The organism is Xanthomonas phaseoli pv. dieffenbachiae, assembly GCF_008639345.1.
Classification (GTDB): Bacteria; Pseudomonadota; Gammaproteobacteria; order Xanthomonadales; family Xanthomonadaceae; genus Xanthomonas; species Xanthomonas phaseoli.
The window spans coordinates 289,148-314,469 of record NZ_CP041380.1; the positions used below are offsets into that span (position 1 = coordinate 289,148).

Genomic DNA, 25,322 nt, shown 5'->3' on the forward strand with positions numbered 1-25,322 from the left:
CGTGCACGCAGCGCGCGATATGGGCTTGCGGGCGAACATCGGCCTGAAGCGGTGCACGCTTGACGATTGCCGGATGCGCTGCGCCCAGGCTTCGCGTTCCTGGACGCATCCGATTGCCCAGCAGGCTCGGCCAGGGCTCGGTAAGAATCATCGCCCTCGATGTGTGCTGCTGAAGCGCCAACGAGAAGTTGCCAGCATGCGTGGACACGGCAGTGGGTTGGCCGATGCAACGCGGGCGCCGCAAACGCGTTCCTTGCTGAAGCCCAGTATCAACCGCAGCCGCCAGACGATACGCGCAGCGATGTGCGCCTGCCGCTGCACCCCGGCGAGATGTGAACACGCAGGAGTGGCTGGCCGCCAAACGGCTGGACGGCCGGATTCAGCCCAGCGCGCTGCGATAGCCGGTGTCGATGCTGATGCTGCCGCCTACCGCACGCGACACGCAGGCACACAGCTTGCGATTCTCCCGGCGCTGCTCGTCGCTGAAGAACACGTCGCGGTGATCGATATCGGCGGAACTGTCCAGCACGTCCACTGCACACAAACCGCATTCGCCACGGCGGCACTCGGCGATCAGCTCCACCCCGGCATCGGCCAATGCGTCCAGCATCGATTCGTTTTCAGCCACCGGCACTTCCAGGCCCAGCTCCGGCAACTTCACCACGAACGCCTGCGCCGGCACCCGCCCGCTATTGCCGAAGGTTTCGAAGTGCAGGCGCGCACGTGGCCGTCCGGCGGCGTGCCAGTGCTGGCGCACCGCTTCGAGCATGCCCAGCGGGCCGCACACATACACCTCGGCATTGGGCGACAGGCGCGCCAGTTCGGCAGCCAGATCCGGCGGGCCGGCGCTGTCGTCGCATTGCAACTGCAAACGTTCGCCCAGCAGTGCTTCCAGCGTGCCGACATACGCCATTGCGCTGCGCGAGCGGCCGGCGTACAGCAGACGAAACGCGCGATGCCGGCGCGCCAGCCGCTGCGCCATGCCGATGATCGGGGTGATGCCGATACCGCCGGCGATCAGCAGGATTTCCTCGCCGCTTTCGTCCAGCGCGAAATTGTTGCTGGGCGGGGACATCTCCACCACGTCGCCCGGCGCAAGCGTCCACATCTGCAGCGAGCCGCCGCGGCTGTCGGGCATTTGTCGTACTGCAATCTGGTAGTACCCATCGGCACGCGGTTCGCCCACCAACGAATACGAGCGCACATCGTCGCGGCCATGCAACTGCAAACGGAAATCCACGTGGCTGCCCACCTCGAAGCTGCGCGCGGCGGTACCGGGATCGAGCACGATTTCGCGCACGCCCGGGCAGGCGTCGGCAATACTGACCACGCGGGCGCGATGCCACTGGGTGTCTTTACGCATGAAGGGCTCCAGGCAATGAGGTCTGTGGGCCGGCGCCGGCTGCGACGGGGCTGCAATGCGTCGCTGTGATCGATGACAGGGCGGTCCGCATGCGACGTGCTCAGCCCACCATGCGCAACGACAGATCCTGCGCGCGTTGTTCCTGCGCGATCAGGCGGTCGATCACGCGTCGCGCCCACATGCCGCCGGCATCGACGTTGAGGTTGTAGAAGGTGTGATCCGGGTGCGCATCGATGGCGCGTTGCTGCGCTTCCAGCACTGCTTCGTCTTCGCCGAAGACGCCTGTCACGCCCTCGCGGGTGAGCGTGGTCAGCGACTGGTCGTGCAGCGCGTAGTTGCGCATGAACGCCCAGAAGTAATGGCAGGTGGTGTCGGTTTCGGGAGTGATGGTGTTGAGCACGTAGCCGTTGACGCCCTGGCTGCGATCGCCCTCGGGCGCACCGGTGCCGGCGATGGCCACCCCCACATCGATGGCGATGGTGGAGGGCGCCTCGAAACGGATGATCTGCCAGCGATCGACCTTGCCGCGGTAGTCCAGGTGGCGGGCGATCTGGCTGGCCCAGAACGGCGGCGGGTCGATATTGCGCATCCAGCGCGACACGATGACGCTGCGATCGCCATGCACCACATCGAATGGCGCTTCGGCCACTTCGTCCTGGCCGATGCTGGAGCCGTGCACGAAGGTCTCGTGGGTCAGGTCCATCAGGTTGTCCAGCACTAGCCGATAGTCGCATTTGGCGTGGATGGTACGGCCATCGCCGGCCCACGCCGGATCGTGCGACCAGTGCAGGTCGGGGATCAGGCGCGTATCGGCCTTGGCCGGGTCGCCCGGCCAGATCCAGACGTAGCGGTGTTTTTCGGCCACCGGGAAGCTGCGCACGCAGGCCGAGGGATTGATGGTGTCCTGCGAGGGCATGTGCACGCAGCGCCCCTGCGTGTTGTAGACCAGCCCGTGATAGCCGCACACCACATCGTCGCCGCGCAGCTTGCCCATCGACAACGGCACCAGCCGATGCCAGCACGCGTCTTCGAGCGCAACGACTGTGCCGGCGGTGGTGCGGTAGACCACTACGTCCAGGTTGCAGAGCTTGCGCGGGCTGAGCACGTGCTTGATCTCATGGTCCCAGGCAACGGCATACCACGCGTTGAGGGGAAACAGCGGCTTGGACTGCGACATGACCGTGACTCCTGGGTATGTAGGCAACCTGGATGCGACGCGGCTTGCGCCGGCCTGCAGCTAGTTAGCGCGCATCGCAACGCTGGCGTCCGCTTGCGAGCGAAGTTATGTATACACCGGAGACAATGTGGGCGCGCCACTGGTCTGGCGAAATTGTGCGAATATCGATTCGAGTCACCGATTATCGGATTGACCGTCCCGTCGGCTGCGCCTACCGTGACCCCACGCTCGCTGTGCTGAAGGGAACGCAATGGCCGAAATCGTCGCTCTCGCCGACGCGGTGTCGCAGCTGATCGCCGATGGCGACTGCGTGGCGATGGAAGGCTTCACCCATCTGATTCCGCAAGCGGCCGGGCACGAAGTCATTCGCCAGCGCAAGCGCGCGCTGCGTCTGGTGCGCATGACGCCGGACCTGATCTACGACCAGTTGATCGGCGCCGGCTGCGCGACAGCGCTGCGGTTTTCCTGGGGCGGCAATCCCGGCGTCGGCTCGTTGCACCGGTTGCGCGATGCAGTGGAACACGCCTGGCCGCAGCCGCTGCAGATTCGCGAACACAGTCACGCCGATATGGCCAATGCCTATGTGGCCGGTGCGTCGGGGCTGCCGTTTGCAGTGTTGCGCGGGTATGTCGGTTCGGATCTGCCGCGCGTCAACGACAGCATCAGGTTCCTGCAGTGCCCGTATACCGGCCAGACACTGGCCACCTCGCCGGCCGTCAATCCCGATGTCACGGTGATCCACGCCCAGCAGGCCGATCGCCGCGGCAACGTGCTGCTGTGGGGCATTCTGGGTGTGCAGAAAGAGGCCGCGCTGGCAGCGCGCAAGGTGATCGTGACGGTGGAAGAGATCGTCGACAGCCTCGATGCGCCACCCAATGCCTGCATCCTGCCGCGTTGGGTGGTCGATGCGGTCTGCGTGGTGCCCGGTGGCGCCGCGCCCTCGTATGCGCATGGCTATTACGCGCGCGACAACCGGTTCTATCTGGCCTGGGATGCGATCGCGCGCGACCGTGCGACGTTCCAGGCCTGGATCCAGGCGCATATTCTCGACACCGACGACTTCGCCGGTTTTCAGCGCGTGTATGCACGGTCGCAGCAGCAGGTGGCCGCATGAGCGCCTACAGCACCAACGAAATGATGACGGTGGCCGCTGCGCGTCGCCTGCCCGATGGCGCGGTGTGTTTTGTCGGCATCGGCTTGCCGTCCACTGCCGCCAATCTGGCGCGGCTTACGCATGCGCCCGACGTCACCTTGATCTACGAATCCGGCCCGATCGGTGCGCGCCCGCAGGTTTTGCCGCTCTCGATCGGCGATGGCGAGCTGGCCGAAACCGCCGACACCGTGGTCTCCACGCCAGAGATCTTCCGCTACTGGTTGCAGGGCGGGCGCGTGGACGTGGGCTTTCTGGGCGCGGCGCAGATCGATCGCTACGCCAACCTCAACACCACCGTGATTGGCTCCTATGACGCACCGAAGACGCGGCTTCCCGGCGCCGGTGGCGCGCCGGAAATCGCGGCCAGCGCCAAGCAGGTGTTCATCATCATGCGCCAATCCACACGCAGCTTCGTTTCACGCTTGGACTTCATCACCACGGTCGGGCATCTGGACGGGGGCGATGCGCGCGCGCGTGCCGGCCTGCCCGGCGCCGGCCCGACCGTGGTCGTCACCGACCTGTGCGTGATGGAGCCCGACCCTGTGACCCGCGAACTCACCGTGACCTCGTTGCATCCCGGCACCACGCGCCAGCAGGTCAGCGCGGCGACCGGGTGGCCGATCCGGTTCGCCGCCGACCTTGCACACACCACGCCGCCCAGCGGTGCCGAGCTGGACGCCCTGCGCGCGCTGCAGGCACGCACCGATGCGGCACATGGCGCGCAGGCAGCGGGAGCCCAGGCATGAGCGAGGTGTATCTGATCGATGGCATCCGCACGCCGATCGGCCGTTACGGTGGCGCCTTGTCCAGCGTGCGTGCCGACGACCTGGGCGCAGTGCCGATCGCCGCATTGCTGGCGCGGCAGCCGCAGCTGGAGCCGGCCGCAATCGACGATGTGTACCTGGGCTGCGCCAACCAGGCCGGCGAAGACAATCGCAATGTCGCGCGGATGAGTCTGTTGCTGGCCGGCGTGCCGTCTTCGGTGCCGGGCAGCACGCTCAATCGCCTGTGCGGCTCGGGCTTGGACGCGATCGGCACGGTGGCGCGCGGCATGCGTGCCGGCGAACTGGATCTTGCCATTGCCGGCGGTGTCGAATCGATGTCGCGCGCGCCCTGGGTGATGGGCAAGGCCGACAGCGCCTTCGCCCGCACCCAGCAGCTGGAAGACACCACCATGGGCTGGCGCTTCATCAATCCGCGCCTGCAAGCCGTCTATGGCATCGAATTGATGGGTGAAACGGCAGAGAACGTGGCACAGCGGTATGCCATCGCGCGCCAAGACCAGGATGCGTTTGCCCTGCGCAGCCAGCAGCGCGCAGCGGCGGCGCAGGCGGCCGGTTTTTTCGATGGCGAAATCACCCCGGTGGCCGTGGCCGCGCGCAAGGGCGGCGATGCCTCCACCGTCGAACACGATGAAGCGCCGCGTCCCAACACCACCGCCGAGATGTTGGCCAAGCTCAAACCGGTGTTCCGCCAGCCCGGTACCGTGACGGCCGGCAATGCCTCCGGTCTCAACGATGGCGCCGCTGCCTTGCTGCTGGCCTCGGCGCAGGCCGTGCAGACGCATCGGCTGACGCCGCGTGCGCGTGTGCTGGGGTTCGCCTCGGCGGGCGTGGAGCCGGCGTACATGGGCATCGGCCCGGTGCCGGCCACCGAGCGTCTGCTGGCGCGCTTGAACCTGCGCATCGCGCAGTTCGATGCGATCGAACTCAATGAAGCCTTCGCCGCGCAGGCGCTGGCCTGCACGCGTGCATTGGGCCTGGCCGACGATGCCGCACACGTCAATGCCAACGGTGGCGCCATTGCGCTTGGGCATCCGCTCGGCATGAGCGGCGCGCGGCTGGCGCTGACCTTGCTGCGGCAGCTGGAGGCGGGCAACGGGCGGTTCGGGCTGGCCAGCATGTGCATCGGCGTGGGGCAGGGCGTGGCGTTGGCGATCGAGCGCCTGTGAACCGGCCGTTGCAACCTCCCTCGTCCTTCCCTCGCACCCATGTCGTTCGAGTCGTCTTGCTGCCGACGGAGATTCAAGATGCGCGATCCCACCGCTGAGCAACCTGCCATCGCCGCCGAACCGCTGCTCGGTTATCGCCGCAGCCGGCCCGGTACGCAGCCGGCCTACCTGCATCCGGCATACGCTTCCACCACCCTGCGCGGGCCCACGCGTGCGCCGATCGACCTGCCGGTCACGCTGTCGGAAGTCACTGGCCCGCGCCTGGACCGGCTTACGCTGGGCGCGCACGCGGCCGATCTCACTGCCGGTTTCAGTGGCGCGCCGCTGGGCGAGCGCATCATCGTCTCCGGCCGCGTGCTCGACGAAAACGGCAGGCCGGTCCGCAACAGCATCGTTGAAGTGTGGCAATGCAATGCGGCAGGCCGCTACCAGCACGCTGGCGACCAGCACGACGCACCGCTGGACCCCAACTTCCGCGGCACCGGCCAGGTGCTGACCGATGCGCACGGCCGCTACAGTTTCAAGACCATCAAGCCGGGCGCGTATCCGTGGCGCAATCACTACAACGCCTGGCGGCCGGCGCACATCCATTTTTCGTTGCACGGCGATGGCATCGGGCAGCGGCTGGTCACTCAGATGTATTTCCCCGGCGACCCGCTACTGGCGCACGACCCCATCTACAACTGCGTCGACGATGCGTTGGCGCGTGAACGCATGGTGTCCAGTTTCGACTGGGAAAATGCGGTCAGCGAATACGCATTGGCCTACCGCTTCGACATCGTCTTGCGCGGTCGCAAGCAAACGGTCTGGGAGTGACACGATGAGCCTGCATGCAACGCCGTCGCAGACCGTCGGCCCATATTACCGGCTTGGCTTGGAGCCGCTGTATCGCCAACAGATCGCACCTGCGCAGGCAGCGGGCGCGCATGTGCAGATCAGCGGTTGCATCTTCGATGGTGCCGGCGCGCCCGTGGCCGATGCGGTGCTGGAAGTGTGGCAAGCCGATGCTGCCGGCATCTATGCGCATGCGGCCGACCCTCGCTGCCAGGCGCACGACCCCAGCTTCGACGGCTGGGGCCGCGTGCCGACCGACGCGCACGGGCGTTTTTCCTTCAGCACCATCAAGCCGGGCAGGGTGGCGGGCCCGGACGGCAAGCAGCAGGCAGCGCATCTGACGGTGCTGGTGTTCATGCGCGGCCTGCTGCGCGCGGCGTCGACGCGGCTGTATTTCGCCGACGACCCGCAGCTGGGCAGCGACCCGATCCTGGCGCTGGTGCCGGCTGAGCGGCGCGCCACCTTGCTGGCCCAGCCGCTTCCAGGTGGTGCCTACACCTGGGACATCCACATGCAGGGTGAAGCGGAAACGGTGTTCTTCCGCTATTGATCCGCATGCCGATCTTGAAACGCCGTCTGTGTGCGGGGACCGCGCTGCATCCTGCCGGCACGCTGCCGCGCCAACAGCGCCAACAGCGCCAACAGCGCCAACAGCGCCAACAGCGCCAACAGCGCCAACAGCGCTACGCGCGCGAGTGCACAAGCGCCCGCCGCCACAAAACCGCCCAGGTCTCTCCGGCGGCACGCAATGCGCCATGACGGCGCACGCACACGCCTCAGGGGCGGCGGTCCGCGTGGCAAACGCGCGTGCACGCACCGCAAGTACGCATGGCCTCATCCACATCACCCCGGCAGTGGCAGGCGCGCCGCATGCATTGCCCTTTGGTCTAGTTGGCACCCTGGGACATCGGTGCGATGCTGCCGGCACGCCTAGAGATGCAATGCATGAGCGCGACATCTTCGTTGTTGGGATCCTTGTTCGGCGCGCCTGCGTGCGAGGCCTTGTTCGACGATGCCGCGCGCGTGCAGGCGATGCTGCAGTTCGAGTCCGCACTGGCGTGCGCCCAGGCGCAGTGCGGGGTGATTCCCGCCGAGGCCGCGCAGGCCATTGCCGCTGCCTGCGATGTGCAGCACTACGACCTGGCCGCGTTGGCGCAGGCCACGGCGCTGGCCGGCAACCCCGCCATTCCGCTGGTCAAGGCGCTGACCGCGCAGGTGGCCGCGCACGACAACTCCGCTGCGCGCTGGGTGCACTGGGGCGCGACCAGCCAGGACGTCATCGATACCGGCACGGTGCTGCAGCTGCGCGCTGCGCTCGATCTGTTGCTGCCGCGTCTGCACGCCCTGTGCGCCGATCTGGCGGTGCTGGCCGAAAGCGAGCGCAACACCGGCCTGCCCGGACGCACCCTGCTGCAACAGGCCGTGCCGGTCACCTTCGGGCTCAAGGTCGCCGGTTGGCTGGACGCCCTGCAGCGTGCGCAGCAGCGCCTGCACGGCTTGCGGCGCGATGCCCTGGTGCTGCAGTTCGGCGGCGCGGCCGGCACCCTGGCCTCGTTGCAGGGCCGTGGCCTGGAAGTGGCGCAGGCCTTGGCGAGCACGCTGGCGTTGCCGCTGCCTGCGCTGCCCTGGCATACCGCGCGCGACCGCATCGTCGAGGTCGGCTGCGCCTTCGGCCTGCTGGCTGGCACGTTGGGCAAGATCGGCGGCGACGTGGTGTTGCTGATGCAATCGGAGGTGGGCGAAGCGTTCGAGCCGGCCGCCACCGGCAAGGGCGGCTCGTCGGCGATGCCGCACAAGCGCAATCCGGTCTCCAGCGTGGCAGCGGTGGCTGCGGCCACCCGCGTACCGGGCCTGGTCGCCACCTTGTTCAGCGCCATGGCACAGCCGCACGAGCGCGCGGCCGGCCAATGGCATGCCGAATGGGACACCTTGCCGCAGATCGTCTGCCTCACCGCCGGCAGCCTGGCGCAGATGCAGCTGTGCCTGTCCGGCCTGGAACTGGATCGCACGCGCATGCAGGCGCATTTGGACAGCCACGGCGGGCTGCTCTACGCCGAGGCGGCGGTGTTCGCGCTCGCGCCACACCTAGGCAAGCCGCAGGCGCACGCCCTGGTGGAACAGGCAGCGCTGCGCGCGCAGGCACAGCAACGGCATCTGCGCGAGGTGCTTGGCGAGCACGCGCAGGTGAGCGCGGTGCTCACGCACGCGCAACTGCAGGCAGTGTTCGATAGCGCAAGTTGGCGCGGCATGTCCTCGGTGTGGATCGACCGCGTGCTGGCTGGATCTTCTTCCTGTTGACGGTGCCTCGATGGCTTATCTCCAGTTGCCCACGCATCGCCTGCATTACCGCCTGGACGGCACCGAAGGACGCCCCTGGCTGACCTTCTGCAATTCGCTGGGCACCGATCTGCACATGTGGGACGTGCAGATCGAAGCCTTCGCCCCGCACTACCGCATCCTGCGCTACGACCGCCGTGGCCACGGGTATTCGGAGACGCCGCCCGGCCCGTATGGCGTGGCCGACCTGGGTCGGGACGTGCTGGCACTGTGGGACGCGCTGGAGATCGCACAAAGCGATTTCTGCGGCCTGTCGATCGGCGGGCTCACCGGCCAGTGGCTGGGCCTGCATGCACCGCAGCGCTTGCGCCGGCTGGTGGTATGCGCCACCGCCCAGAAGATCGGCAATGCCGCCACCTGGGAAACCCGCATCGAACAGGTGCGCAGCGAGGGCCTTCCGACGCTGATCGATGCCACGCTGCAACGCTGGTTTACCCCGGAATTTGCCGTCAGCCACGCGCAGCGCCTGGACATGATCGCCGCTGCCTTCGTCTCCACTTCGCCGGCCGGGTACATCGCCTGCTGCCAGGCGGTGGCCGATGCCGATTTCCGTGGCGCGCTGGATGGGTTGAACCTGCCGCTGCTGGCGCTGGCCGGCGACGACGACCCGGTGTGCCCACCGCCTGACCTGCGCGAGATCGCCTATGCCGCGCCGGACGGTCATTACGCCCAGGTGCCCGGCCGCCACATCTGCAACCTGGAATCGCCGGCCGCGTTCAATCAGGCGGTGCTCGGCTTTCTTCAGGGCCAGTGAGCTTTCCCACCTTGCAAGGACCTTCCATGCACGAAGACGAACGTTATCAAGCCGGCATGCGCCAGCGCCGGCGCGTCCTTGGCGATGCACATGTCGACCGCGCGCTGGCCGCGCGTAGCGACTTCACCGAAGAGTTTCAGGACCTGATCACCCGCTACGCCTGGGGCAGCATCTGGACCCGCGACGGCCTGCCGGCCCACACCCGTTCGCTGATCACCCTGTCGATGATGATCGCGCTAGGCCACGATGAAGAATTCAAGCTGCACGTGCGTGCGGCGCGCAACAACGGCGTGACGCCTGCGCAGATCAAGGAAGTGCTGCTGCAGGCGGCGATCTACTGCGGCGTGCCGGCCGCCAACCACGCGTTCGCGCTGGCCAGGCCGATCCTGGAAGAGCAAGCCGCCGAGACCGGCGTAGCATCGACGGCGCAACCTCGGTAAGGTCGTTTCAGTGCGGTGGACAAAACGATGGCGCTCAGCGTCCGGCGCGCGTGCTCGGTACTCGGTGCGGCGTGGACCACCCGTCCACCGTGGTGCCTGGCGCGCCATCCACAGTCGCTTGCCGACTGCGCGCACGCATGTGTTGGCCACGCTCAATCCACTGTAACCGGAGACATCGCATGCTGCGTCGCCTGGTCTGCCTGCTGTTGTCGTCCTTGGTCACGGTGGCGCTGCACGCACAACCGCAACCCGGGCCCGGCACCGTGGTGTCGCAGGTGCGGACCGACGATGGCCAGACGCTGGCCGTGTGGTCGCGCGTGCCCGCGCAGCCGCGTGGTGCGATCGTGCTGGTGCACGGCCGCACCTGGAGTGCATTGCCCAACTTCGATTTGCAGGTGCCTGGCGAACCGCGTGACGCGCGCTCTGTCCTTGCGGCGCTCGCGCAAGCCGGGTTTGCTGCGTACGCGGTGGATCTGCGCGGCTACGGCGGCAGCCCACGCGACCGCACGGGCTGGAATACGCCCGCCCGTGCAGTGGCCGATGTCCGCAGCGTGCTGGCCTGGGTCGCGCAGACCCATCCCGATGTGCCGCCGCCCGCACTGCTGGGCTATTCCAACGGCGCGCGAGTGGCGTTGCTGCTTGCCCAGCAACAACCGCAGGCGATGTCTGCACTGGTGTTGTTCGGCTTCCCGGACGATGTGGATGCACCGCCCGCGCCGGAAGTTCCGGCAGCTCGGCCCGTGCGCGCACCCACCACGGCCGCTGCGGCCGGTGAGGACTTCATCACCGCCCATGCGGCACCACCGGCCGTGCGTGCGGCTTACGTCGCCCAGGCGTTGGCAGCGGACCCGGTGCGCACCGACTGGCGCGCGATGGAGCAGTTCGCCTTCCATCCCGAGCAGGTCGCAACGCTCCCGGTCTTGCTGTTGCGCGGCGTCGACGACCCGATCGCCACCCAGGCAGACAATGCTCATCTCTACGCACGTCTGCGCAGCGAAGATCGCAGCTGGGTGACCTTGCCGCACGCCGACCACGTGGCCCAGGTCGAAGACAGCCACGCAGCCTGGGTGGACGCGGTGGTGCGCTTTTTGCGCCGGCCGCGCTAAGCGCAGCGGACGGATGACTGCGCAGCCGCGAGGCGGGCGCGGCGCATGTTCGACCTGGCGCCTGCCAGTCGCAACTCCGGCGCCTGCACACATCCCGCGCCAGTGACGGATTGCGACGCTTCATCGCCGCTCCGAGCCGGTAGGCCCGCAGCACCGGGTGGCAGTCAATTCGCACCTGGCGTGCACGCGCGTTGCAACCCGTCGCCTGCCTAAGCGTCGTCCCACGCCAGATGCGCGCTTGCAAGTGCTTGACCTGTGCGATCGATCGCTGCACCGCCAGCGCAACGCAACGCAAGCGCCAGGTTGCATGCTGCGCCGGCACCGCCTTGTCAGGCTCTAGCTCAACAAGGTTCCCAGCCGTTGCGCTGCCCGCTTCAGCGGTTCCAGCAACTGCGTTTGCATCGTCTGCAGGCTCACCCGCCCGGCCTGGGCGCCGATGTTGAGCGCGGCGATCACTTCGCCGCGCAGGTTGCGCACCGGCACGGCGATCGAGCGCAGGCCGATTTCCAGTTCCTGATCGGTCAGGCACATGCCTTCGCGGCGCGTGCGCGCCAGCACCTCCAGCAGCGCCGAGGCCTGGGTCACCGTGCGGTCGGTCCGCGGACGCAAGGTGGTACGTTCCAGATACGCCTGCAAGGTGTCGCCGGGCAGCGCGGCCAGCAATACCCGCCCCATCGAGGTGCAATAAGCCGGCAGGCGGGTGCCCGGCCGGAGCCCGATCGACATGATGCGCACCGTTTCCGACCGCGCCACGTACAGCAGGTCGTCGCCATCCAGCACGCCCAGCGAACACGATTCGTGCAACTGGTCGCGCAGCCCGTCCAGGACCGGCTGCGCGGCCGCGGTCATCGATGACGCCGCCGCGTACGCGCCGCCGATCCCCAGCACGCGCGGCAGCAACACGTAGCCACGCCCTTGCTCGCCCACATAGCCCAGCTTGGCCAGCGTATGCAGCACGCGCCGGACCGCCGCGCGCGAGATGCCGGTTTCCAGGCTGATCTGCGACATCGTCACTTCGCGCGCGTGCTGCGCGAACACGCTCAGCACCACCAGCCCGCGGCCTAGCGAGGTCATGAAGTCCGGATCGCCCTGGGCGGCGGCGATCTGCTGCATCAATTCATGCGGCAGGCCACGCTCGCTGCCGGCCGCAACCACGGCGGCGGGACGTTTGCGGCGGCTGGAGGCGGGCTCGGGCATTAGGAGTGCGGTAGCGGACAGGTCCGTGCATGGTAAGCGCTCGCGCCATGGCATGCCCCGGCTCACACTCTGCGCGTGGGCATGTAAGCGCTTCACCCTGCTTGCCGCATAATCGTCGCTGGTTTGTGACGGATCGGTGCGCTTAGTCCATGAAAACCCCCAACGGCCTGCAGCCGCTGATCGACGACGGCGTCATCGACGAAGTGTTGCGACCACTCAAGAGCGGCAAGGAAGCCTCTGTCTACGTGGTGAGCGCAGGCGCCGAGATCCTGTGCGCCAAGGTCTACAAGGACATGGCGCAACGCAGTTTCCAGGCGCGCGTGCAGTACCAGGAAGGCCGTAAAGTGCGTGGCAGCCGGCAGGCGCGTGCGATGGGCAAGGCCACCAAGTTCGGCCGCAAGGAAGCTGAAACCGCCTGGAAGAACACCGAAGCCGACGCGCTCTACCAATTGGTGGATGCCGGCGTGCATGTGCCCAAACCGCGCGGCTATTTCCACGGGGTATTGCTGATGGACCTGGTCACCGATGACGCCGGTCACAGCGCACCGCGGCTGGGCGAGGTGGACCTGGAACCCGAGCAGGCGCGCGCCTTCCACACCAGCCTGATCGGCGATGTGGTCAAGATGCTGTCGCTGGGACTGGTGCACGGCGATCTGTCCGAATACAACGTGCTGGTTTCGCCCGATGGCCCGGTGGTGATCGACTTTCCGCAGGTGGTCAGCGCCGCCGGCAACAATGCCGCGCGCGACATGCTGCTGCGCGACGTGCACAACCTGCGCGACTGCCTGGGCCGTTTCGCGCCCGAGCTGCTGGACACCCATTACGGCGAAGAGATGTGGGCGCTGTTCGAAAAGGGCGAACTGCGTCCGGACAGCGTGCTTACCGGGCGCTTCAAGTTCGATACCCGTCGCGCCGATGTACGCGCCGTCCGTGCCTCGATCGAAGATGCGCGCCAGGAAAACCTCATTCGCCAGCAAGGCCGCGAAGCGGCTGCCGAAGACAACGACTAGGCAGCGCCACTGGCCGCTGCGCCGGCCGCTAGGTCCGCAACAGCAGCGCATCGGTCGCGATGCAATGCAGCAAATTCAACGCGCGCGCTGCGGTACCGGCACTGTCGTCGAGCGGCCGATCTACGCGTGGGTGGTCACTTTTCCCAGCAATTCCGGACTTTTTGCACTTGTGCCCGGCCCACCGGCCTTTCCGTCAGCACTAGTTAACGATTCGAATAGTGATGGTTCATAACAATCTGGCAAGCTCGACCATCGCCTATCGGAGAGTTCGTCATGTCGTTTGATCCTGATGTCGTGCGCCTGTTCGCCCAGCTTCAAGAGGCGGCGCAGCCGCCCATGGAAACCCTGCCGATCGAAGGCGCGCGCGCGATGATGCGCGCGGTGGGCGCGCAGTTCGGCTTCCCCCGCATCGAAATGGCCGAGGTACGCGATCTGCAGGCCGATGCCGCTACCGGTGCGGTGCCGTTGCGCTTGTATCGCCCCACCGGGCTCGCGGCCGGCCCGGCCCCGACCTGCCTGTTCGTGCACGGCGGCGGCGGTCTGGTCGGCGATCTCGAGTCGCATGACGATGTGTGCCGGCACCTGGCGGCGCGTGCCGGCTGTCAGGTGCTGGCGATCCATTACCGCCTCGCCCCCGAGCACCCGGCGCCGGCCGGCGTGGAAGATGTCATCGCCACATTGCATTGGCTGGTTGCGCACCCGGACACGGTCGGCGCCGATGTGCAGCGCCTTGCGATCTGCGGCGACAGCATCGGCGGCGCCATGGCCGCGGTTGCCGCACTGGCCGCGCGCGATGCCGGCATCGCCTTGCGTTGCCAACTGCTGGTCTATCCGCTGACCGACGCGCGCCAGGACAGCGGCTTGTATCCATCGCGCTCGCTCAACGCCGGCTTGCCACCGTTGACTGCGGCAGCGGTGGAATTCTTCAACCGCCATCTGCTGCCCGATATGGCGGTGGCCAACGACTGGCGTGTCTCGCCGATGCTGGCGCCGGATGTCGCAGGCGTCGCGCCTGCGCTGGTCGTGGTCTGCGACCGCGACATGCTTTACGACGAAGGCCGCGCCTATGCCGAGCGCCTGCGTGCGGCGCGAGTGGAAGTCACCCTGCACAGTTTCCCGGGCATGATCCACGGCTTCATCAACATGGGCAGCGTCTTGCGTGCTGCCGGTGAAACGCTGGACCTGGCGGCGTTGACGCTGCGCCAGCGCCTGCTGCCCGCGATCGAACGCAGGGCAGCCTGACAACCTGTGGCAGCCGTGCCGTGCCGAGGCGCACGCGCTGCCGCAACTCCGGCGGTGTCACTGCAGCGGCGGTGCGGGTGTCACGGCGTGCTCGCCCGCCTCGCAAAAAGAACACCTGGATGCAGGCATGCGCCGGCCTGCATGCCGGCGCCGATGGGCGCTGCGCACCACGCGGAGTGTCGCAGTCGGCATCGGTTGCTCGTCGGCAGTTCGCAGTTAACATCGAATCGGCTAGCGCATCGCAGCCCGGTGTCGATTGAACGCACCGCTTTCAACCTCGCCCTGCAACCGGCCCGCGCACGCGGCGCTCAGAAATTGAAGCGGAACGTGGTCATCAAGACGTGGTTTTCCCGATCCACCGCACGCGTGTTGACGAACTGATGCAGGTAACCGACGTCGGCGTTGGCAATGGCATTGAATTTCCAGTTGATGCCGACAAACACCCGATTCTGATCGAGTCCGCGCTGCGCGCCCCATCGCGTCTGATCCAGATTGACGAACACTTCGTCGAACGCCACCCACGACAATTGCGGACTGAAGCCGCTGGGGCGCACCGCGCGGATCATTTGCCGCACGCGATACCCTTCATCGCTGAAGCCTTCGCGGTGACGCTGTTCCAGGCGCGTGCGGCTGGTAATGGTGATCTCGGCAATCGGATCGAATTGATATTGAAATTGCCCCCACCAGCGATTTTCGCGGTTGGATGGCTGCCCGGCCGGATGGCTGATGATGGTGTCGTACCCCATCCAGACGCTGGCCTTGGGGTTGAGCCGGTAGAACACCGCCGGGCGCAGGATCAATTGATCGAACTGCTCGCCTTCTTCGCGCCAGCGCGGATGCACATCCATGCTCCAGTACAGGTTTTCGACCGGCAGCTTGCCTTGCGCATAGACGCTCAGCCAGTAACGCCCGTCTTCTTCGGTCTTGGCATGCGCCGGCCAACTGCATGCCGCTGTCAACAGCAGCAGGGCGCAGACGCTGCGGAAGAGTGCCGGCAACAACGTGCGAGATGCGTTCATGTGTCGAAATGTGTAGTCGTTGGCAAATCATAGCAATAACGCTTGAGCCCGCTTCAACCGTTCGGTCGGCTCAGGGCGCCTTTGCTCGTCCGCATGTTCGCGCATCGGGACACGCCATCGCTTCGCGATGACTGGCGCGGTCACCGCTGCCTTTACGGAATGGATGCCCCGACGATCGCTGACGACGGGCAGCGATCGTCGCGTCGATCACGCCACCTGGCTGCGGCGCGCGCGCTCCAGATGCACCAGCAGCAGCGAGATCGCCGCCGGCGTCATGCCAGGAATACGCTGGGCCTGGCCGATGTGTTGCGGGCGCACGCGTTCGAGCTTTTGCTGCACTTCGATCGACAGCCCGCGGACGCTGGCGTAATCGAAACCGTCCGGGATCGGCGTGGTTTCGTGACGTTGCTGACGCGCGATATCGTCGCGCTGGCGATCCAGGTAGCCGGCGTACTTGACGCTGATTTCCACCTGCTCGGCCACCTGCGTATCGGCCACGCCGGGCCCCAGGGTCGGCACCCGCATCAAGGTGGCGTAGGTGAGTTCCGGGCGCTTGATCAGATCCAGCACGTTGGTTTCGCGGCTGACCGTCACGCCCAGGGCGTCGGCCACCTCGCGGCCCAGCGCATTGCCCGGTGTGGCCCACAGTGCAGACAACCGCGTCGTTTCGCGTTGCACCGCCTCCTGCTTGGCCGCAAAGCGCGCCCAACGCGCGTCGTCCACCAGGCCCATCGCACGCCCGACGCCGGTCAGGCGCGCATCGGCATTGTCCTCGCGCAGCTGCAACCGGTATTCGGCGCGACTGGTGAACATGCGGTACGGCTCGGTGGTGCCGTGGGTAATGAGATCGTCGACCAGCACGCCCAGGTAGGCCTCGTCGCGGCGCGGCGACCACGCCGGCAGCCCCTGCACCTGGCGCGCTGCGTTGAGCCCGGCCAGCAGACCCTGGGCGGCGGCCTCTTCGTAACCGGTGGTGCCGTTGATCTGCCCGGCGAAGAACAGCCCGCCCACTGCCTTGGTTTCCAGCGAGGCCTTGAGCCCGCGCGGGTCGAAGAAGTCGTACTCGATGGCGTAGCCGGGGCGGGTGATGTGCGCGTTCGCAAAGCCGTGGATCGAGCGCACCAGCGCCAGCTGCACATCGAACGGCAGCGAGGTGGAAATGCCGTTGGGATAGATCTCGGCCACCTCCAGGCCTTCGGGTTCGACGAAGATCTGGTGGCTGGTCTTCTCGGCAAAACGCACCACCTTGTCTTCGATCGACGGGCAGTAGCGCGGGCCGATGCCTTCGATCTGCCCCGAATACAGCGGCGAGCGATGCAGCGCGTTGCGAATGATCTCGTGGGTTTGCTCGGTGGTCTGGGTGATCCAGCAGCTGACCTGGCGCGGATGGTCGCTGACCTGGCCCATGAACGACATCACCGGCAATGGGTCGTCGCCGGGCTGCTCGGCCATCACGCCGTAATCGAGCGTGCGCCCGTCGATCCGCGGCGGGGTGCCGGTCTTGAGCCGGTCGATCGCGAACGGGCGCTCGCGCAGGCGCGCGGCCAGCGTGGTGGCCGGCGGATCGCCCATGCGCCCGGCCGCGTACTGGGTTTCGCCCACATGGATCTTGCCGGCCAGGAAGGTGCCGGCGGTCAGCACCACCGACGGCGCTTGGAAACGCAGCCCGGTCTGGGTGATGACCCCACGCACGCTGTCGGCTTCGCTGGCGCCGTGATGAATGATCAGATCGTCCACGGCCGCCTGGAAGACGGTCAGGTTGGGCTGGGCCTCGACGATGCAGCGGATCGCAGTGCGATACAGGTTGCGGTCGGCCTGGCAGCGCGTGGCACGCACTGCCGGCCCCTTGGAGGCGTTGAGCGTGCGCCACTGGATGCCGGCCAGATCCGCTGCGCGTGCCATCGCCCCGCCGAGTGCGTCGATCTCCTTGACCAGGTGGCCCTTGCCGATCCCGCCGATGGCCGGGTTACAGCTCATCGCCCCCACCGTCTCGATGTTGTGGGTGAGCAGCAAGGTGCGCGCCCCTGCGCGTGCAGACGCCAGGGCGGCCTCGGTGCCGGCATGACCGCCTCCGATCACGATGACGTCGTAGCGATAGAAGGAGTCGGACATGGGCGTGGACCAGGAGCGGAAAAGGAAAAACGGCTGCGGAAGTATCGGCTGAAGGGCGGGTCAGGTCACTTGTCCGCTAAAAATGTGACGTAAATCACATTATGCGCAAGTGACCCTCAAGTTGGCATGTTTCGTGCGGATATCCCTACTGCACCCGTCGCGGCATTGCGACATGGGCGCAAAGGCTGGAATTGGAACAGGGGCCAGCCGCGCGTGCGATGGGGTAGCGTAAGGGTCGGTAGTCGGGGGACTGCCGACCCTTATTTTTTCCGATTCCTGCCAGTCGGCGAGCCCTCCGCTGCAGCGCCCGCCAGGCAACATCGAAACAAAAAACAGAAAGCCCCGGCATGCCGGGGCTTTCTGCTTTTGTAGGCGCCGATATCCGACAGGGCCGGAACAGGGGGGATCCAGATTTCCCTGTCGGACATCGACATAAGTCGTTCAGTGGGGCTGGCGCGGTCAAAAAATGACGTGGCGGGTCACACAGAGCACCTAGCTTGCGGCCAATCGTCAGCTGAACGCAAGCCCCCAATATCGCCAAATGTGGGCCAGGTCGCAGTCAGCGTCTTACGGAATCTGTTCGCGTGTGTTTCGCGGAGCGGTTTGCCGTTGGATCTCGCGAATGACACGCGGCGGAGCGCCGATCCGCGGTGGCGGCCGCGACGGCGGAGCGCCGGTCGCCGGCGGGCGATTGGGTTGCTGCGGCCGCGAGCCGCCGGGGCGCTGCCCGTTGTTGAACGAGCCGTTCGGGCGCGGCGGACGGTACTGCGGACGGCGATCGTACTGCCGGTAGTAGTAGCCGCCACCACCACGATAGACCGGGTACACCGGGTAGTCGTACAGGCCGATCGACCCGGCGCCATAGCCATATGGCAAACCATACGGGTTGCCGTAGAAGTACGGGGAGTAGCCGGGCGGATAGCGATACTGCACGGCAGGCGCACCACGGTAATAGCCGCCCGACCCACCGCCGGTGTAGTCGTAGGTTGCGCAGCCGCTCAGGGTCAACAGCCCGGCGGCGAAGATCAGACGGAATTTCATGAATGGTGCCCTCCTGCAACCATGGTGCCACTGTCGAACCGATGCATTGAATCGGTCCTTAATTGTGTGGCATTGCGATGCTTCGTCATCGATCCAGCATGCGCGGCGGCACTGCGTGCGACCCGTGAAGAGGAGGCGATACGTTAATCTTGCGGGCATGATCGAGACGGTCCCCCTTGCCCATTCCGACGTCCTGCAGGCTGCCGCGCGGATTGCGCCGCACTGCGCGCCGACACCGTTGCTGACATCGCACGGCCTGGATGCGCTCAGCGGTGCGCAGTTGTTCTTCAAGGCCGAGCATTTGCAGCGCAGTGGCGCATTCAAATTCCGCGGTGCCTGCAATGCCGTGTGGTCGCTGCCGGATGAGCTGGCTTCGCATGGCGTGGTCACGCATTCATCCGGTAACCACGGCGCGGCGCTGGCGCTTGCCGCACGTACGCGCGGCATCGGCTGCCATGTGGTGGTGCCCGAGGGCGCGGTAGCGGCCAAGCTGGCCAATATCTCCCGGAACGGCGCCACGTTGTGGCGTTGCGCGCCGACCATCGCGGCGCGGGAACAGATGTGCGCCGAGGTGCAGGCCGGCAGCGGCGCCACGCTGGTGCACCCATATACAGATCGCGCAGTGATCGCCGGGCAGGGCACCGCCACGCTGGAACTGCTGCATCAAAGCGGCGGGTTGGACGTGCTGGTGGCGCCGGTCGGCGGTGGCGGGCTGGCGGCCGGGGCCGCGCTGGCGCTGCGCTGCACGCCGGGCTGCGCGCTGGTGCTGGCCGAGCCGGCCGGTGCGGCCGATACCGCGCGCTCCCTGGCGGCCGGTCAGCGGCTGGTCGATTTCGTGCCGGACACTGTGTGCGACGGTCTGCGCGGTAGCTTGGGCGCGCCCAATTTCACGCTGCTGCAGCACGCCGGTGCACAGGTGATCACGGTCGACGATGCCGCGGTGGTGCAGGCGATGCGGCTGGTCTGGCAGGTGCTCAAGCAGGTGATTGAACCATCGTCGGCGATCACCCTGGCGGCGGTGCTGGCCGAGCCGGCGCGGTTCGCCGGGCGGCGGGTGGGGCTGATCCTGTCCGGCGGCAATGTCGATCTGGACGCCTTGCCTTGGGCCGCGGCGTGAGCAGGCGCTCGCGCGGGCTCGGCCTGTGGGGCTGGGGCTGGCGGTTGTGCATGCTGGCGCTGATCTGGCTGGTGGCGGTGGCCGGCTGGATCGTATGGGTCGGCGACCGCGATCAGGCCGCGCCGGCCGATGTCATCATCGTGCTGGGCGCGGCGGCCTACGATGCGCGCCCTTCGCCCGTGTTCGAAGAACGCATCCGGCATGCGCTGGATCTGTACGGGCAGGGTTACGCGCCGCGGCTGCTGTTCACCGGCGGTTTCGGCAACGGTGCGCGCTTTGCCGAATCGCAGGTGGCCCGGCGCTATGCGCTGCGCCACGGCATTCCGCCGGAAGCGATCGTGATCGAAACCGCATCGCGCACGACCCGGCAGAACCTGGAACAGGCGCGCACGTTGATGGAGCGGCACGGCATGCATCGGGCGATCATCGTCAGCGACCCGCTGCACATGGCGCGCGCACTGCGATTGAGCCAGGAGCTGGGCGTGGACGCGCTGGCCTCGTCCACGCCCAGCACGCGCTTTCGCAGCTTCCACACCAGCTGGCGCTTCCTGTTGCAGGAGGTGTATTACTTCCACCGCGATCTGGTGGTGCAAGGGCCGTGACCGCAGGCCTATGATGCGGCTTTCCCAGCGGGCAGGTTCGAGCATGAGCGAGACCCATCGGCAACACGCCATTGGCCTGGTCCAGGCCTACTACGCGGCATTCAACCGTGGCGACTGGGACGGCATGTTGGCGTTTCTGGCCGAGGACGTCGCCCACGACCTCAATCAAGGTCCGCGCGAAATCGGCCGCAACGAATTTGCCGCGTTCCTGCAGCGCATGAACGACAGTTACCGCGAGCAATTGCGCGACGTGGTCGTCATCGCCAGCGACGACGGCACCCGGGTCGGTGCCGAGTACGTGGTGCATGGCGTGTATCACACCACCGACGAAGGCCTGCCGGAGGCCACCGGGCAGCCCTATGTGCTGGTGGGCGGTGCGTTCTTCGAGGTGCGCGGCGACAAGATCACCCGCGTGACCAACTACTACAACCTGCAGGAATGGATTGCGCAGGTATCGCGCTGAGCGTATCGACCAGCGCTGCGTAGAAGCGCACCTGGGCGCAATGAGGCGTTACCGGCAATGCCTGGTCGCGCCCGGGTGCGCTCCTGCGTGATTAGTGCGGTATCGCGGCCGGAGCTACGCCGATGTAGGAGCGCGCTTGCGCCCAATGAGGCGTTACCGGCGATGCCGGTCGCGCCCAGGTGCACTCCCACGTGGTGGGCGGGGATTACAGCAACACGATCCCGATCACCACCAGGATGAAGATGCCCCACTTGAGTACCTGGTACAGCGGGTTGTTGCGTTCCTTCAGCGCCTTGGCCTTGAGGCGTGCGGCGTAGAAATAGCGGAACACGCGGTTGATGCCGCCGGTCTTGTCGCCTTCCTGGTTGGGCGAGGCGCCGGCCGAGAGCAGGCTGCGGCCGACGAAGCGGTTCACCGCCGCTGCCCAGCGCCAGCGCATCGGGCGTTCGATATCGCAGAACAGGATGATGCGGTCCTGGTCGGTGTCGTTGCGCGCGTAGTGGATATAGGTCTCGTCGAACATGGTCCACTCGCCATCGCGCCAGCTGTGGCGCTGGCCGTCGACGTCGATGAAGCAACGGTCGTCGTTCGGTGTGGCCAGGCCCAGGTGCAGGCGCATGGAGCCGGCGAACGGGTCGCGGTGCGGGCGCAGTTCGCTGCCGGGCGGCAGCTCGGCGAACATCGCGGCCTTCACGGTGGGAATGGACTTCAGCAAGGCGGTGGTCTGCGGGCACAACTCGGATGCCGACGGGTGCGCGGTGCCGTACCACTTCAGATAGAAGCGCTTCCAGCCACGCCGGAAGAACGAATTGAAGCCGATGTCGGTATAGCCTTCGGCAGCGCGGATCTTCTGCATCTGCTGCAACGCCACCGCTTCGTCGCGGATCAGTGGCCAGCTCGCGCGCAGCGGCGCCAGCTCGGGAAATTCCTTGCCCGGATCGATGAACGGCGTGGTCGGCACGCGCGAACACAGGTACATCAATGTGTTGATCGGGGCCATGAAGGTGGAATGGTCCAGCAACTGCCGGCTGAGCCGGTGCCGCACGCGACCGCGGTAATGGATGTAGAGCGCCGATGCGATGAACAGCGCGATGAGGAGCCACTTCAACATGGGGGAGGCCGATTGGGGGCGGGGAGCCGCAAACGTAAGAGCGGCTTCCAACACGTGCACGCGCATTGCTGCGCGGTGTCGGTAGCCACCATCGAACAGATGAGCCGCAACCAAGGAAGTGCGGCCGGTCACTTCAGAATTCTAGCAAGTGTCACCGCCGAGCCTGACGGCCGAGCATTGGCATGGGCGCAAGACTCTGTGTCTCACTGGCAGTGGATGCGCGATGGCCGGCGTTCTGTACCGCCGCTCAGTCGATGCGGCGGCGGATCGGGATGGCGCTGACCGGGACGCTGGCGACGTCATGCCCATGTTCGCGGATGGGCGCGCCCGGTGCCGGCGCCCAGGCATGGGCGTAGATCACTTCCCAGGAGCTGGGCAGGGTGCCGTCCGGCCGCCGCAGCGGTTCGTAGGCAGCGCTGGCGGCCGCGAAGCGACCGCGTCCGGTCAAGGTGGCGCGGCGGTTGCTGAGTGCATTGGTTGCCCCCATCGCACGCAGTTCGCGCATCAGCGCGGGCAGGTCGTTGTAGGTCAGGGTGAACAAGTCGCGGTCCAGCACCGGGTCGCGGAATCCGGACATCAGCAAGGCGTCGCCGAATTGGGCGATCGGCGGAAAACGGCTGACGTGCGGGGCCGGGTCGGTCTGCGCAAAGGCCTCGCGCAATTCGATCAACGTTTCCGGGCCGAAGGTGGAGCACAGCAGCAGCCCACCCGGGCGCAGCGCGCGGCGGAAACCGGCGAACACGGCCGGCAGGTCTTCCACCCACTGCAGGCACAGATTGCTGAAGATCACATCCACGCTGCCGTCGGCGACCGGCAGCGCGCGCGCATCGGCGCACACCTGCGTGAACGGCTTCCACCAGCCCGCGCCCTTGCGCGCCTGGCGCAGCATCGGCATGGCCTGATCCAGCGCGATCACCTGTGCCTTTGGCCAGCGCTTCTTGATTGCAGCGCTGGCATGGCCGGGGCCGGCGCCGACATCCAGCACCACCTTGGGCACCTGCTCGCCCAGGTAGTCGAGCGATTCGAACAGGCGGGTTTCCGCTTCGCGTTGAAGTGCGGCGGCGGCGGTATAAGTGCTGGCGGCACGCGCAAACGCGCGCCGGACGTGGCGGGGGTCGAAAGTACTGGTCATGGCAAGGCTATTGTCGCCCCTGGCAGGGGCGGAGGGAATCGATCGGGCCTGCAAGGCGCCGCGCTAGAACGTGCCGGGATAACTGCCGCCATCGATCAACAGATTCTGTCCGGTGATGTAGCCGGCCTGCGCACTGCACAGAAAGGCGCAGGCCGCGCCGAACTCGTCCGGCTCGCCAAAACGCGCCGCCGGAATGCCCGCACGCTTGCGTTCGGCGACCTCGTCGACGGTGCTGCCCTGTTGCTGCGCGAGGGCGGCGAAGTTGCCGCGCAGGCGGTCGGTGGCGAACTGCCCGGGCAACAGGTTGTTGATGGTGACGTTGTCGGCCACGGTACTGCGCGCGAGCCCGGCGACGAAGCCGGTCAGGCCGGCGCGCGCGCCATTGGACAGGCCTAGGATGTCGATCGGCGCCTTCACCGCGCTGGAGGTGATGTTGACGATGCGGCCGAAGCGGCGTGCGCGCATGCCATCGACGGTGGCGCGGATCAGTTCGATCGGGGCGAGCATGTTGGCGTCCAGCGCGCGTAGCCAATCTTCGCGTTCCCACTGGCGGAAATCGCCAGGCGGCGGGCCGCCGGCGTTGTTGATCAGGATGTCGACCTGCGGACAGGCCGCAAGTGCCGCGCTGCGTCCTTCCGGCGTGGCGATGTCGGCCACCACGCTGCGCACCTGGCCGGCGCCGGGCAGTGCGCGCAAGGCATCGGCGGCGTGCTCCAGTGCCTCACGGCCGCGCGCGGCGATCACCACATTGACGCTTTCGCCGGCCAATGCACGTGCGCAGCCCAAACCCAGCCCCTTGCTTGCGGCGCAGACCAGCGCCCAGCGGCCAGCGATTCCCAGATCCATGCGAGATGTCCTCGATCAGCGATGTCGCATGATCGACGATCGGCTCATGGCACGGACGCAACGAAGCGTTGCAGCGCCTCGCTGACCTGATCTGCATGACCCAGAAACGGCGCGTGACCACCGCCGGCAATGGTGAGCGCCTGCGCGTGCGGGCTGAGCGCGGCGGCGGCATGCATGCCGGCGGCAGGCACCAGGCGATCGCGTTGCCCGGCGATCCACAGGCTGGGGCGTGCGAGTTGCGGCAGGGCGCGGCGCAGATCGGTGCGTTCGAGCAGGGTGAGGCCTTGCTGCAACGCCTCCGGTGCCGGTTCACCGCGCGCGGTGAGCGTCTCGCGCAGGCTGCGCAGTTCGCTACGTGCGTGCGCCGAGCCGAGCGTGTCCAGCGCCAGGAAACGCTCCAGCGTGCCGCGATAGTCGCGCGACAATTCGACACCGAATTGCACGAACACCTCGCGCTGGACGGCACTTGGCCAATCGTTGCTACGCACGAAACGCGGGGTGGCGGCAATCATCGCCAGCCCGCGCACCTGCGGCAGGGTGGCGGCCGCATGCAACGCAAACAGCCCGCCCAGCGACCAGCCGAGCCAGACCGCCGGCGGCGTGGCGGCCGCAATTTCTGCAACCACATAAGGCAATGCCAACGGCGTGCTGTCGTCGCGACTGAAGCCGTGCCCGGGCAGGTCGACCAGATGCAGTTGATACTGCGGTGACAGGCGCTCTACCAGCGGTGCGAACACGCCGCCGTGCAGTGCCCAACCGTGCAGGAGAACCAGCGCAGGCCCGTGGCCGATGACATCGATATGCATGCGCGCATTGTCGCCGATTGTGGCGTGCCGGCATGCATCGTGGAACTGCGCGCTGGTGATGGGGGGCATGCAGATCCGATGTTGGGTGCAGCGCCCAGACGTCAATGCGTGGCGGCTGCACGCAGTGCGGCGATCTTTGGAGCCAGCAACGCCCATTGCGCACGCGCATGACCGCAGCGGTGCCAGCGCGCCGGCCAATGCCAGCGCCGTGCGCGCCGCGCCTGGATCGCCGCAGCCAGCCAATCGGGATCGAAACCATCCCAGACGCCAGCCATGCTGCGCAGATTGCCGATCAGTACCGGATGCACCTCATGCAACAACATCGTGCGCAACTGTTCCAGGGTGAAGGGCGAGGCAGCCAGGACGCGCGCAACGCCGTCTTGGTCGCAACTGTCGTTGTCCAGATACAGCCGCGACAAGGCTTCCCACACGCGCCGTTGCGCCACCGTGTCTGGGCCAGTCATCGCGAGTGACATGTCAGTACCCGGTTGCGACTGGATGCCGGCGCG

25 protein-coding genes are annotated in these 25,322 nt (G+C 67.0%); 14 read left to right on the forward strand and 11 right to left on the reverse strand.

All coding sequences use genetic code 11. From position 1 onward, the window contains the following. Positions 1-379: 379 nt before the first annotated feature. Together FLG15_RS01325 and FLG15_RS01330 are read right to left on the reverse strand one after the other, a co-directional pair. The gene (locus FLG15_RS01325) at positions 380-1,363 is read right to left on the reverse strand and encodes a PDR/VanB family oxidoreductase (RefSeq protein WP_057663627.1); all 984 of its coding nucleotides are present in this window, start codon (positions 1,361-1,363) and stop codon (positions 380-382) included. Between the two features lie 100 nt (positions 1,364-1,463). Beyond that, positions 1,464-2,540, reverse strand: coding sequence for an aromatic ring-hydroxylating dioxygenase subunit alpha (locus FLG15_RS01330; RefSeq protein WP_057663630.1), 1,077 nt, complete (start codon positions 2,538-2,540; stop codon positions 1,464-1,466). 250 nt (positions 2,541-2,790) lie between these two features. Here FLG15_RS01330 and FLG15_RS01335 point away from each other — a divergent pair, with 250 nt between their 5' ends. The 9 genes from FLG15_RS01335 (at position 2,791) to FLG15_RS01380 (ending at position 11,115) form a co-directional block, all read left to right on the forward strand. Further along, positions 2,791-3,654: a CoA transferase subunit A gene (locus FLG15_RS01335; protein ID WP_057658895.1), complete on the forward strand. Its 864-nt coding sequence runs from the start codon at positions 2,791-2,793 to the stop codon at positions 3,652-3,654. Then, complete coding sequence (locus tag FLG15_RS01340) at positions 3,651-4,439, forward strand: CoA-transferase subunit beta (protein WP_057678528.1); 789 nt, start codon at positions 3,651-3,653, stop codon at positions 4,437-4,439. Before FLG15_RS01335 ends, FLG15_RS01340 begins: the two co-directional genes overlap by 4 nt. After that, the gene (gene pcaF, locus FLG15_RS01345) at positions 4,436-5,644 is read left to right on the forward strand and encodes a 3-oxoadipyl-CoA thiolase (RefSeq protein WP_057678527.1); all 1,209 of its coding nucleotides are present in this window, start codon (positions 4,436-4,438) and stop codon (positions 5,642-5,644) included. Before FLG15_RS01340 ends, pcaF begins: the two co-directional genes overlap by 4 nt. A 78-nt stretch (positions 5,645-5,722) precedes the next feature. Beyond that, positions 5,723-6,460 carry a protocatechuate 3,4-dioxygenase subunit beta gene (pcaH, locus tag FLG15_RS01350; RefSeq protein WP_022558020.1) on the forward strand — a complete coding sequence of 246 codons (738 nt, stop codon included), beginning with the start codon at positions 5,723-5,725 and terminating at the stop codon, positions 6,458-6,460. A 4-nt stretch (positions 6,461-6,464) separates the two neighbouring features. Then, positions 6,465-7,028 (forward strand): protocatechuate 3,4-dioxygenase subunit alpha, encoded by a 564-nt coding sequence (gene pcaG, locus FLG15_RS01355; RefSeq protein WP_057658890.1) that lies wholly within the window; start codon positions 6,465-6,467, stop codon positions 7,026-7,028. A gap of 395 nt (positions 7,029-7,423) precedes the next feature. Continuing rightward, entirely contained in the window at positions 7,424-8,776 is a 1,353-nt protein-coding gene (locus FLG15_RS01365; RefSeq protein WP_150145404.1) for a 3-carboxy-cis,cis-muconate cycloisomerase, read from the forward strand. A 10-nt stretch (positions 8,777-8,786) separates the two neighbouring features. After that, entirely contained in the window at positions 8,787-9,569 is a 783-nt protein-coding gene (pcaD, locus tag FLG15_RS01370) for a 3-oxoadipate enol-lactonase (RefSeq protein ID WP_057678860.1), read from the forward strand. A 26-nt stretch (positions 9,570-9,595) separates the two neighbouring features. After that, a complete protein-coding gene (gene pcaC, locus FLG15_RS01375) occupies positions 9,596-10,009 on the forward strand; it encodes a 4-carboxymuconolactone decarboxylase (RefSeq protein WP_057678861.1) in 414 nt (137 codons plus the stop codon). Between the two features lie 179 nt (positions 10,010-10,188). Further along, the gene (locus tag FLG15_RS01380) at positions 10,189-11,115 is read left to right on the forward strand and encodes an alpha/beta hydrolase (RefSeq protein ID WP_057678862.1); all 927 of its coding nucleotides are present in this window, start codon (positions 10,189-10,191) and stop codon (positions 11,113-11,115) included. Positions 11,116-11,451: 336 nt separating this feature from the next. On the opposite strand, the gene FLG15_RS01385 is transcribed toward FLG15_RS01380, so the two are convergent. After that, positions 11,452-12,312, reverse strand: coding sequence for an IclR family transcriptional regulator domain-containing protein (locus FLG15_RS01385; protein ID WP_057678863.1), 861 nt, complete (start codon positions 12,310-12,312; stop codon positions 11,452-11,454). A 149-nt stretch (positions 12,313-12,461) separates the two neighbouring features. On the opposite strand from FLG15_RS01385, the gene FLG15_RS01390 reads away from it, so the two are divergent. Further along, positions 12,462-13,322, forward strand: coding sequence for a PA4780 family RIO1-like protein kinase (locus FLG15_RS01390; RefSeq protein WP_008578107.1), 861 nt, complete (start codon positions 12,462-12,464; stop codon positions 13,320-13,322). A gap of 273 nt (positions 13,323-13,595) precedes the next feature. Then, entirely contained in the window at positions 13,596-14,564 is a 969-nt protein-coding gene (locus tag FLG15_RS01395) for an alpha/beta hydrolase (RefSeq protein WP_057678864.1), read from the forward strand. A gap of 308 nt (positions 14,565-14,872) precedes the next feature. Here FLG15_RS01395 and FLG15_RS01400 read toward each other — a convergent pair whose 3' ends face one another. The 3 genes from FLG15_RS01400 to FLG15_RS01410 all read right to left on the reverse strand — a co-directional run bounded on the left by FLG15_RS01400 (position 14,873) and on the right by FLG15_RS01410 (position 18,736). Continuing rightward, the gene (locus FLG15_RS01400; protein ID WP_057678865.1) at positions 14,873-15,583 is read right to left on the reverse strand and encodes a DUF2490 domain-containing protein; all 711 of its coding nucleotides are present in this window, start codon (positions 15,581-15,583) and stop codon (positions 14,873-14,875) included. Between the two features lie 207 nt (positions 15,584-15,790). After that, positions 15,791-17,695 carry a tRNA uridine-5-carboxymethylaminomethyl(34) synthesis enzyme MnmG gene (gene mnmG / locus FLG15_RS01405; RefSeq protein ID WP_017156481.1) on the reverse strand — a complete coding sequence of 635 codons (1,905 nt, stop codon included), beginning with the start codon at positions 17,693-17,695 and terminating at the stop codon, positions 15,791-15,793. Positions 17,696-18,262: 567 nt separating this feature from the next. Continuing rightward, positions 18,263-18,736 carry a hypothetical protein gene (locus tag FLG15_RS01410; protein WP_150145407.1) on the reverse strand — a complete coding sequence of 158 codons (474 nt, stop codon included), beginning with the start codon at positions 18,734-18,736 and terminating at the stop codon, positions 18,263-18,265. A gap of 157 nt (positions 18,737-18,893) precedes the next feature. Between FLG15_RS01410 and FLG15_RS01415 the strand changes: the two genes are divergently transcribed. From FLG15_RS01415 to FLG15_RS01425, 3 genes are read left to right on the forward strand one after another with little or no spacing between them, the layout of a single operon-like run. Next, positions 18,894-19,853 carry a pyridoxal-phosphate dependent enzyme gene (locus FLG15_RS01415; protein ID WP_150147532.1) on the forward strand — a complete coding sequence of 320 codons (960 nt, stop codon included), beginning with the start codon at positions 18,894-18,896 and terminating at the stop codon, positions 19,851-19,853. Next, positions 19,838-20,455: a YdcF family protein gene (locus FLG15_RS01420; RefSeq protein WP_057678868.1), complete on the forward strand. Its 618-nt coding sequence runs from the start codon at positions 19,838-19,840 to the stop codon at positions 20,453-20,455. Before FLG15_RS01415 ends, FLG15_RS01420 begins: the two co-directional genes overlap by 16 nt. Positions 20,456-20,498: 43 nt before the next feature. Beyond that, positions 20,499-20,918 carry a ketosteroid isomerase-related protein gene (locus FLG15_RS01425; RefSeq protein ID WP_104619718.1) on the forward strand — a complete coding sequence of 140 codons (420 nt, stop codon included), beginning with the start codon at positions 20,499-20,501 and terminating at the stop codon, positions 20,916-20,918. A gap of 205 nt (positions 20,919-21,123) precedes the next feature. On the opposite strand, the gene lpxO is transcribed toward FLG15_RS01425, so the two are convergent. The 5 genes from lpxO to FLG15_RS01455 form a co-directional block, all read right to left on the reverse strand. Beyond that, a complete protein-coding gene (gene lpxO, locus FLG15_RS01430) occupies positions 21,124-22,029 on the reverse strand; it encodes a lipid A hydroxylase LpxO (RefSeq protein WP_057678869.1) in 906 nt (301 codons plus the stop codon). Positions 22,030-22,276: 247 nt separating this feature from the next. Next, on the reverse strand, positions 22,277-23,161 hold the full coding sequence (bioC, locus tag FLG15_RS01440) for a malonyl-ACP O-methyltransferase BioC (protein ID WP_057678870.1): 885 nt from the start codon (positions 23,159-23,161) through the stop codon (positions 22,277-22,279). Positions 23,162-23,224: 63 nt separating this feature from the next. Next, a complete protein-coding gene (locus tag FLG15_RS01445) occupies positions 23,225-24,007 on the reverse strand; it encodes an SDR family oxidoreductase (RefSeq protein WP_057678871.1) in 783 nt (260 codons plus the stop codon). Between the two features lie 44 nt (positions 24,008-24,051). Next, on the reverse strand, positions 24,052-24,813 hold the full coding sequence (bioH, locus tag FLG15_RS01450; RefSeq protein ID WP_057678876.1) for a pimeloyl-ACP methyl ester esterase BioH: 762 nt from the start codon (positions 24,811-24,813) through the stop codon (positions 24,052-24,054). Between the two features lie 101 nt (positions 24,814-24,914). Then, a complete protein-coding gene (locus tag FLG15_RS01455; RefSeq protein ID WP_057678872.1) occupies positions 24,915-25,289 on the reverse strand; it encodes a DUF7079 family protein in 375 nt (124 codons plus the stop codon). Between the last annotated feature and the right edge of the window lie 33 nt (positions 25,290-25,322).

Excerpts from the sequence above, each read along its gene's own strand:
- FLG15_RS01325 (WP_057663627.1), bottom strand. The coding sequence starts at position 1,363 with ATGCGTAAAGACACCCAGTGGCATCGCGCCCGCGTGGTCAGTATTGCC.
- FLG15_RS01330 (WP_057663630.1), bottom strand. The coding sequence starts at position 2,540 with ATGTCGCAGTCCAAGCCGCTGTTTCCCCTCAACGCGTGGTATGCCGTT.
- FLG15_RS01335 (WP_057658895.1), top strand. The coding sequence starts at position 2,791 with ATGGCCGAAATCGTCGCTCTCGCCGACGCGGTGTCGCAGCTGATCGCC.
- FLG15_RS01340 (WP_057678528.1), top strand. The coding sequence starts at position 3,651 with ATGAGCGCCTACAGCACCAACGAAATGATGACGGTGGCCGCTGCGCGT.
- pcaF (WP_057678527.1), top strand. The coding sequence starts at position 4,436 with ATGAGCGAGGTGTATCTGATCGATGGCATCCGCACGCCGATCGGCCGT.
- pcaH (WP_022558020.1), top strand. The coding sequence starts at position 5,723 with ATGCGCGATCCCACCGCTGAGCAACCTGCCATCGCCGCCGAACCGCTG.
- pcaG (WP_057658890.1), top strand. The coding sequence starts at position 6,465 with ATGAGCCTGCATGCAACGCCGTCGCAGACCGTCGGCCCATATTACCGG.
- FLG15_RS01365 (WP_150145404.1), top strand. The coding sequence starts at position 7,424 with ATGAGCGCGACATCTTCGTTGTTGGGATCCTTGTTCGGCGCGCCTGCG.
- pcaD (WP_057678860.1), top strand. The coding sequence starts at position 8,787 with ATGGCTTATCTCCAGTTGCCCACGCATCGCCTGCATTACCGCCTGGAC.
- pcaC (WP_057678861.1), top strand. The coding sequence starts at position 9,596 with ATGCACGAAGACGAACGTTATCAAGCCGGCATGCGCCAGCGCCGGCGC.
- FLG15_RS01380 (WP_057678862.1), top strand. The coding sequence starts at position 10,189 with ATGCTGCGTCGCCTGGTCTGCCTGCTGTTGTCGTCCTTGGTCACGGTG.
- FLG15_RS01385 (WP_057678863.1), bottom strand. The coding sequence starts at position 12,312 with ATGCCCGAGCCCGCCTCCAGCCGCCGCAAACGTCCCGCCGCCGTGGTT.
- FLG15_RS01390 (WP_008578107.1), top strand. The coding sequence starts at position 12,462 with ATGAAAACCCCCAACGGCCTGCAGCCGCTGATCGACGACGGCGTCATC.
- FLG15_RS01395 (WP_057678864.1), top strand. The coding sequence starts at position 13,596 with ATGTCGTTTGATCCTGATGTCGTGCGCCTGTTCGCCCAGCTTCAAGAG.
- FLG15_RS01400 (WP_057678865.1), bottom strand. The coding sequence starts at position 15,583 with ATGAACGCATCTCGCACGTTGTTGCCGGCACTCTTCCGCAGCGTCTGC.
- mnmG (WP_017156481.1), bottom strand. The coding sequence starts at position 17,695 with ATGTCCGACTCCTTCTATCGCTACGACGTCATCGTGATCGGAGGCGGT.
- FLG15_RS01410 (WP_150145407.1), bottom strand. The coding sequence starts at position 18,736 with ATGAAATTCCGTCTGATCTTCGCCGCCGGGCTGTTGACCCTGAGCGGC.
- FLG15_RS01415 (WP_150147532.1), top strand. The coding sequence starts at position 18,894 with ATGATCGAGACGGTCCCCCTTGCCCATTCCGACGTCCTGCAGGCTGCC.
- FLG15_RS01425 (WP_104619718.1), top strand. The coding sequence starts at position 20,499 with ATGAGCGAGACCCATCGGCAACACGCCATTGGCCTGGTCCAGGCCTAC.
- lpxO (WP_057678869.1), bottom strand. The coding sequence starts at position 22,029 with ATGTTGAAGTGGCTCCTCATCGCGCTGTTCATCGCATCGGCGCTCTAC.
- bioC (WP_057678870.1), bottom strand. The coding sequence starts at position 23,161 with ATGACCAGTACTTTCGACCCCCGCCACGTCCGGCGCGCGTTTGCGCGT.
- FLG15_RS01445 (WP_057678871.1), bottom strand. The coding sequence starts at position 24,007 with ATGGATCTGGGAATCGCTGGCCGCTGGGCGCTGGTCTGCGCCGCAAGC.
- bioH (WP_057678876.1), bottom strand. The coding sequence starts at position 24,813 with ATGCATATCGATGTCATCGGCCACGGGCCTGCGCTGGTTCTCCTGCAC.
- FLG15_RS01455 (WP_057678872.1), bottom strand. The coding sequence starts at position 25,289 with ATGTCACTCGCGATGACTGGCCCAGACACGGTGGCGCAACGGCGCGTG.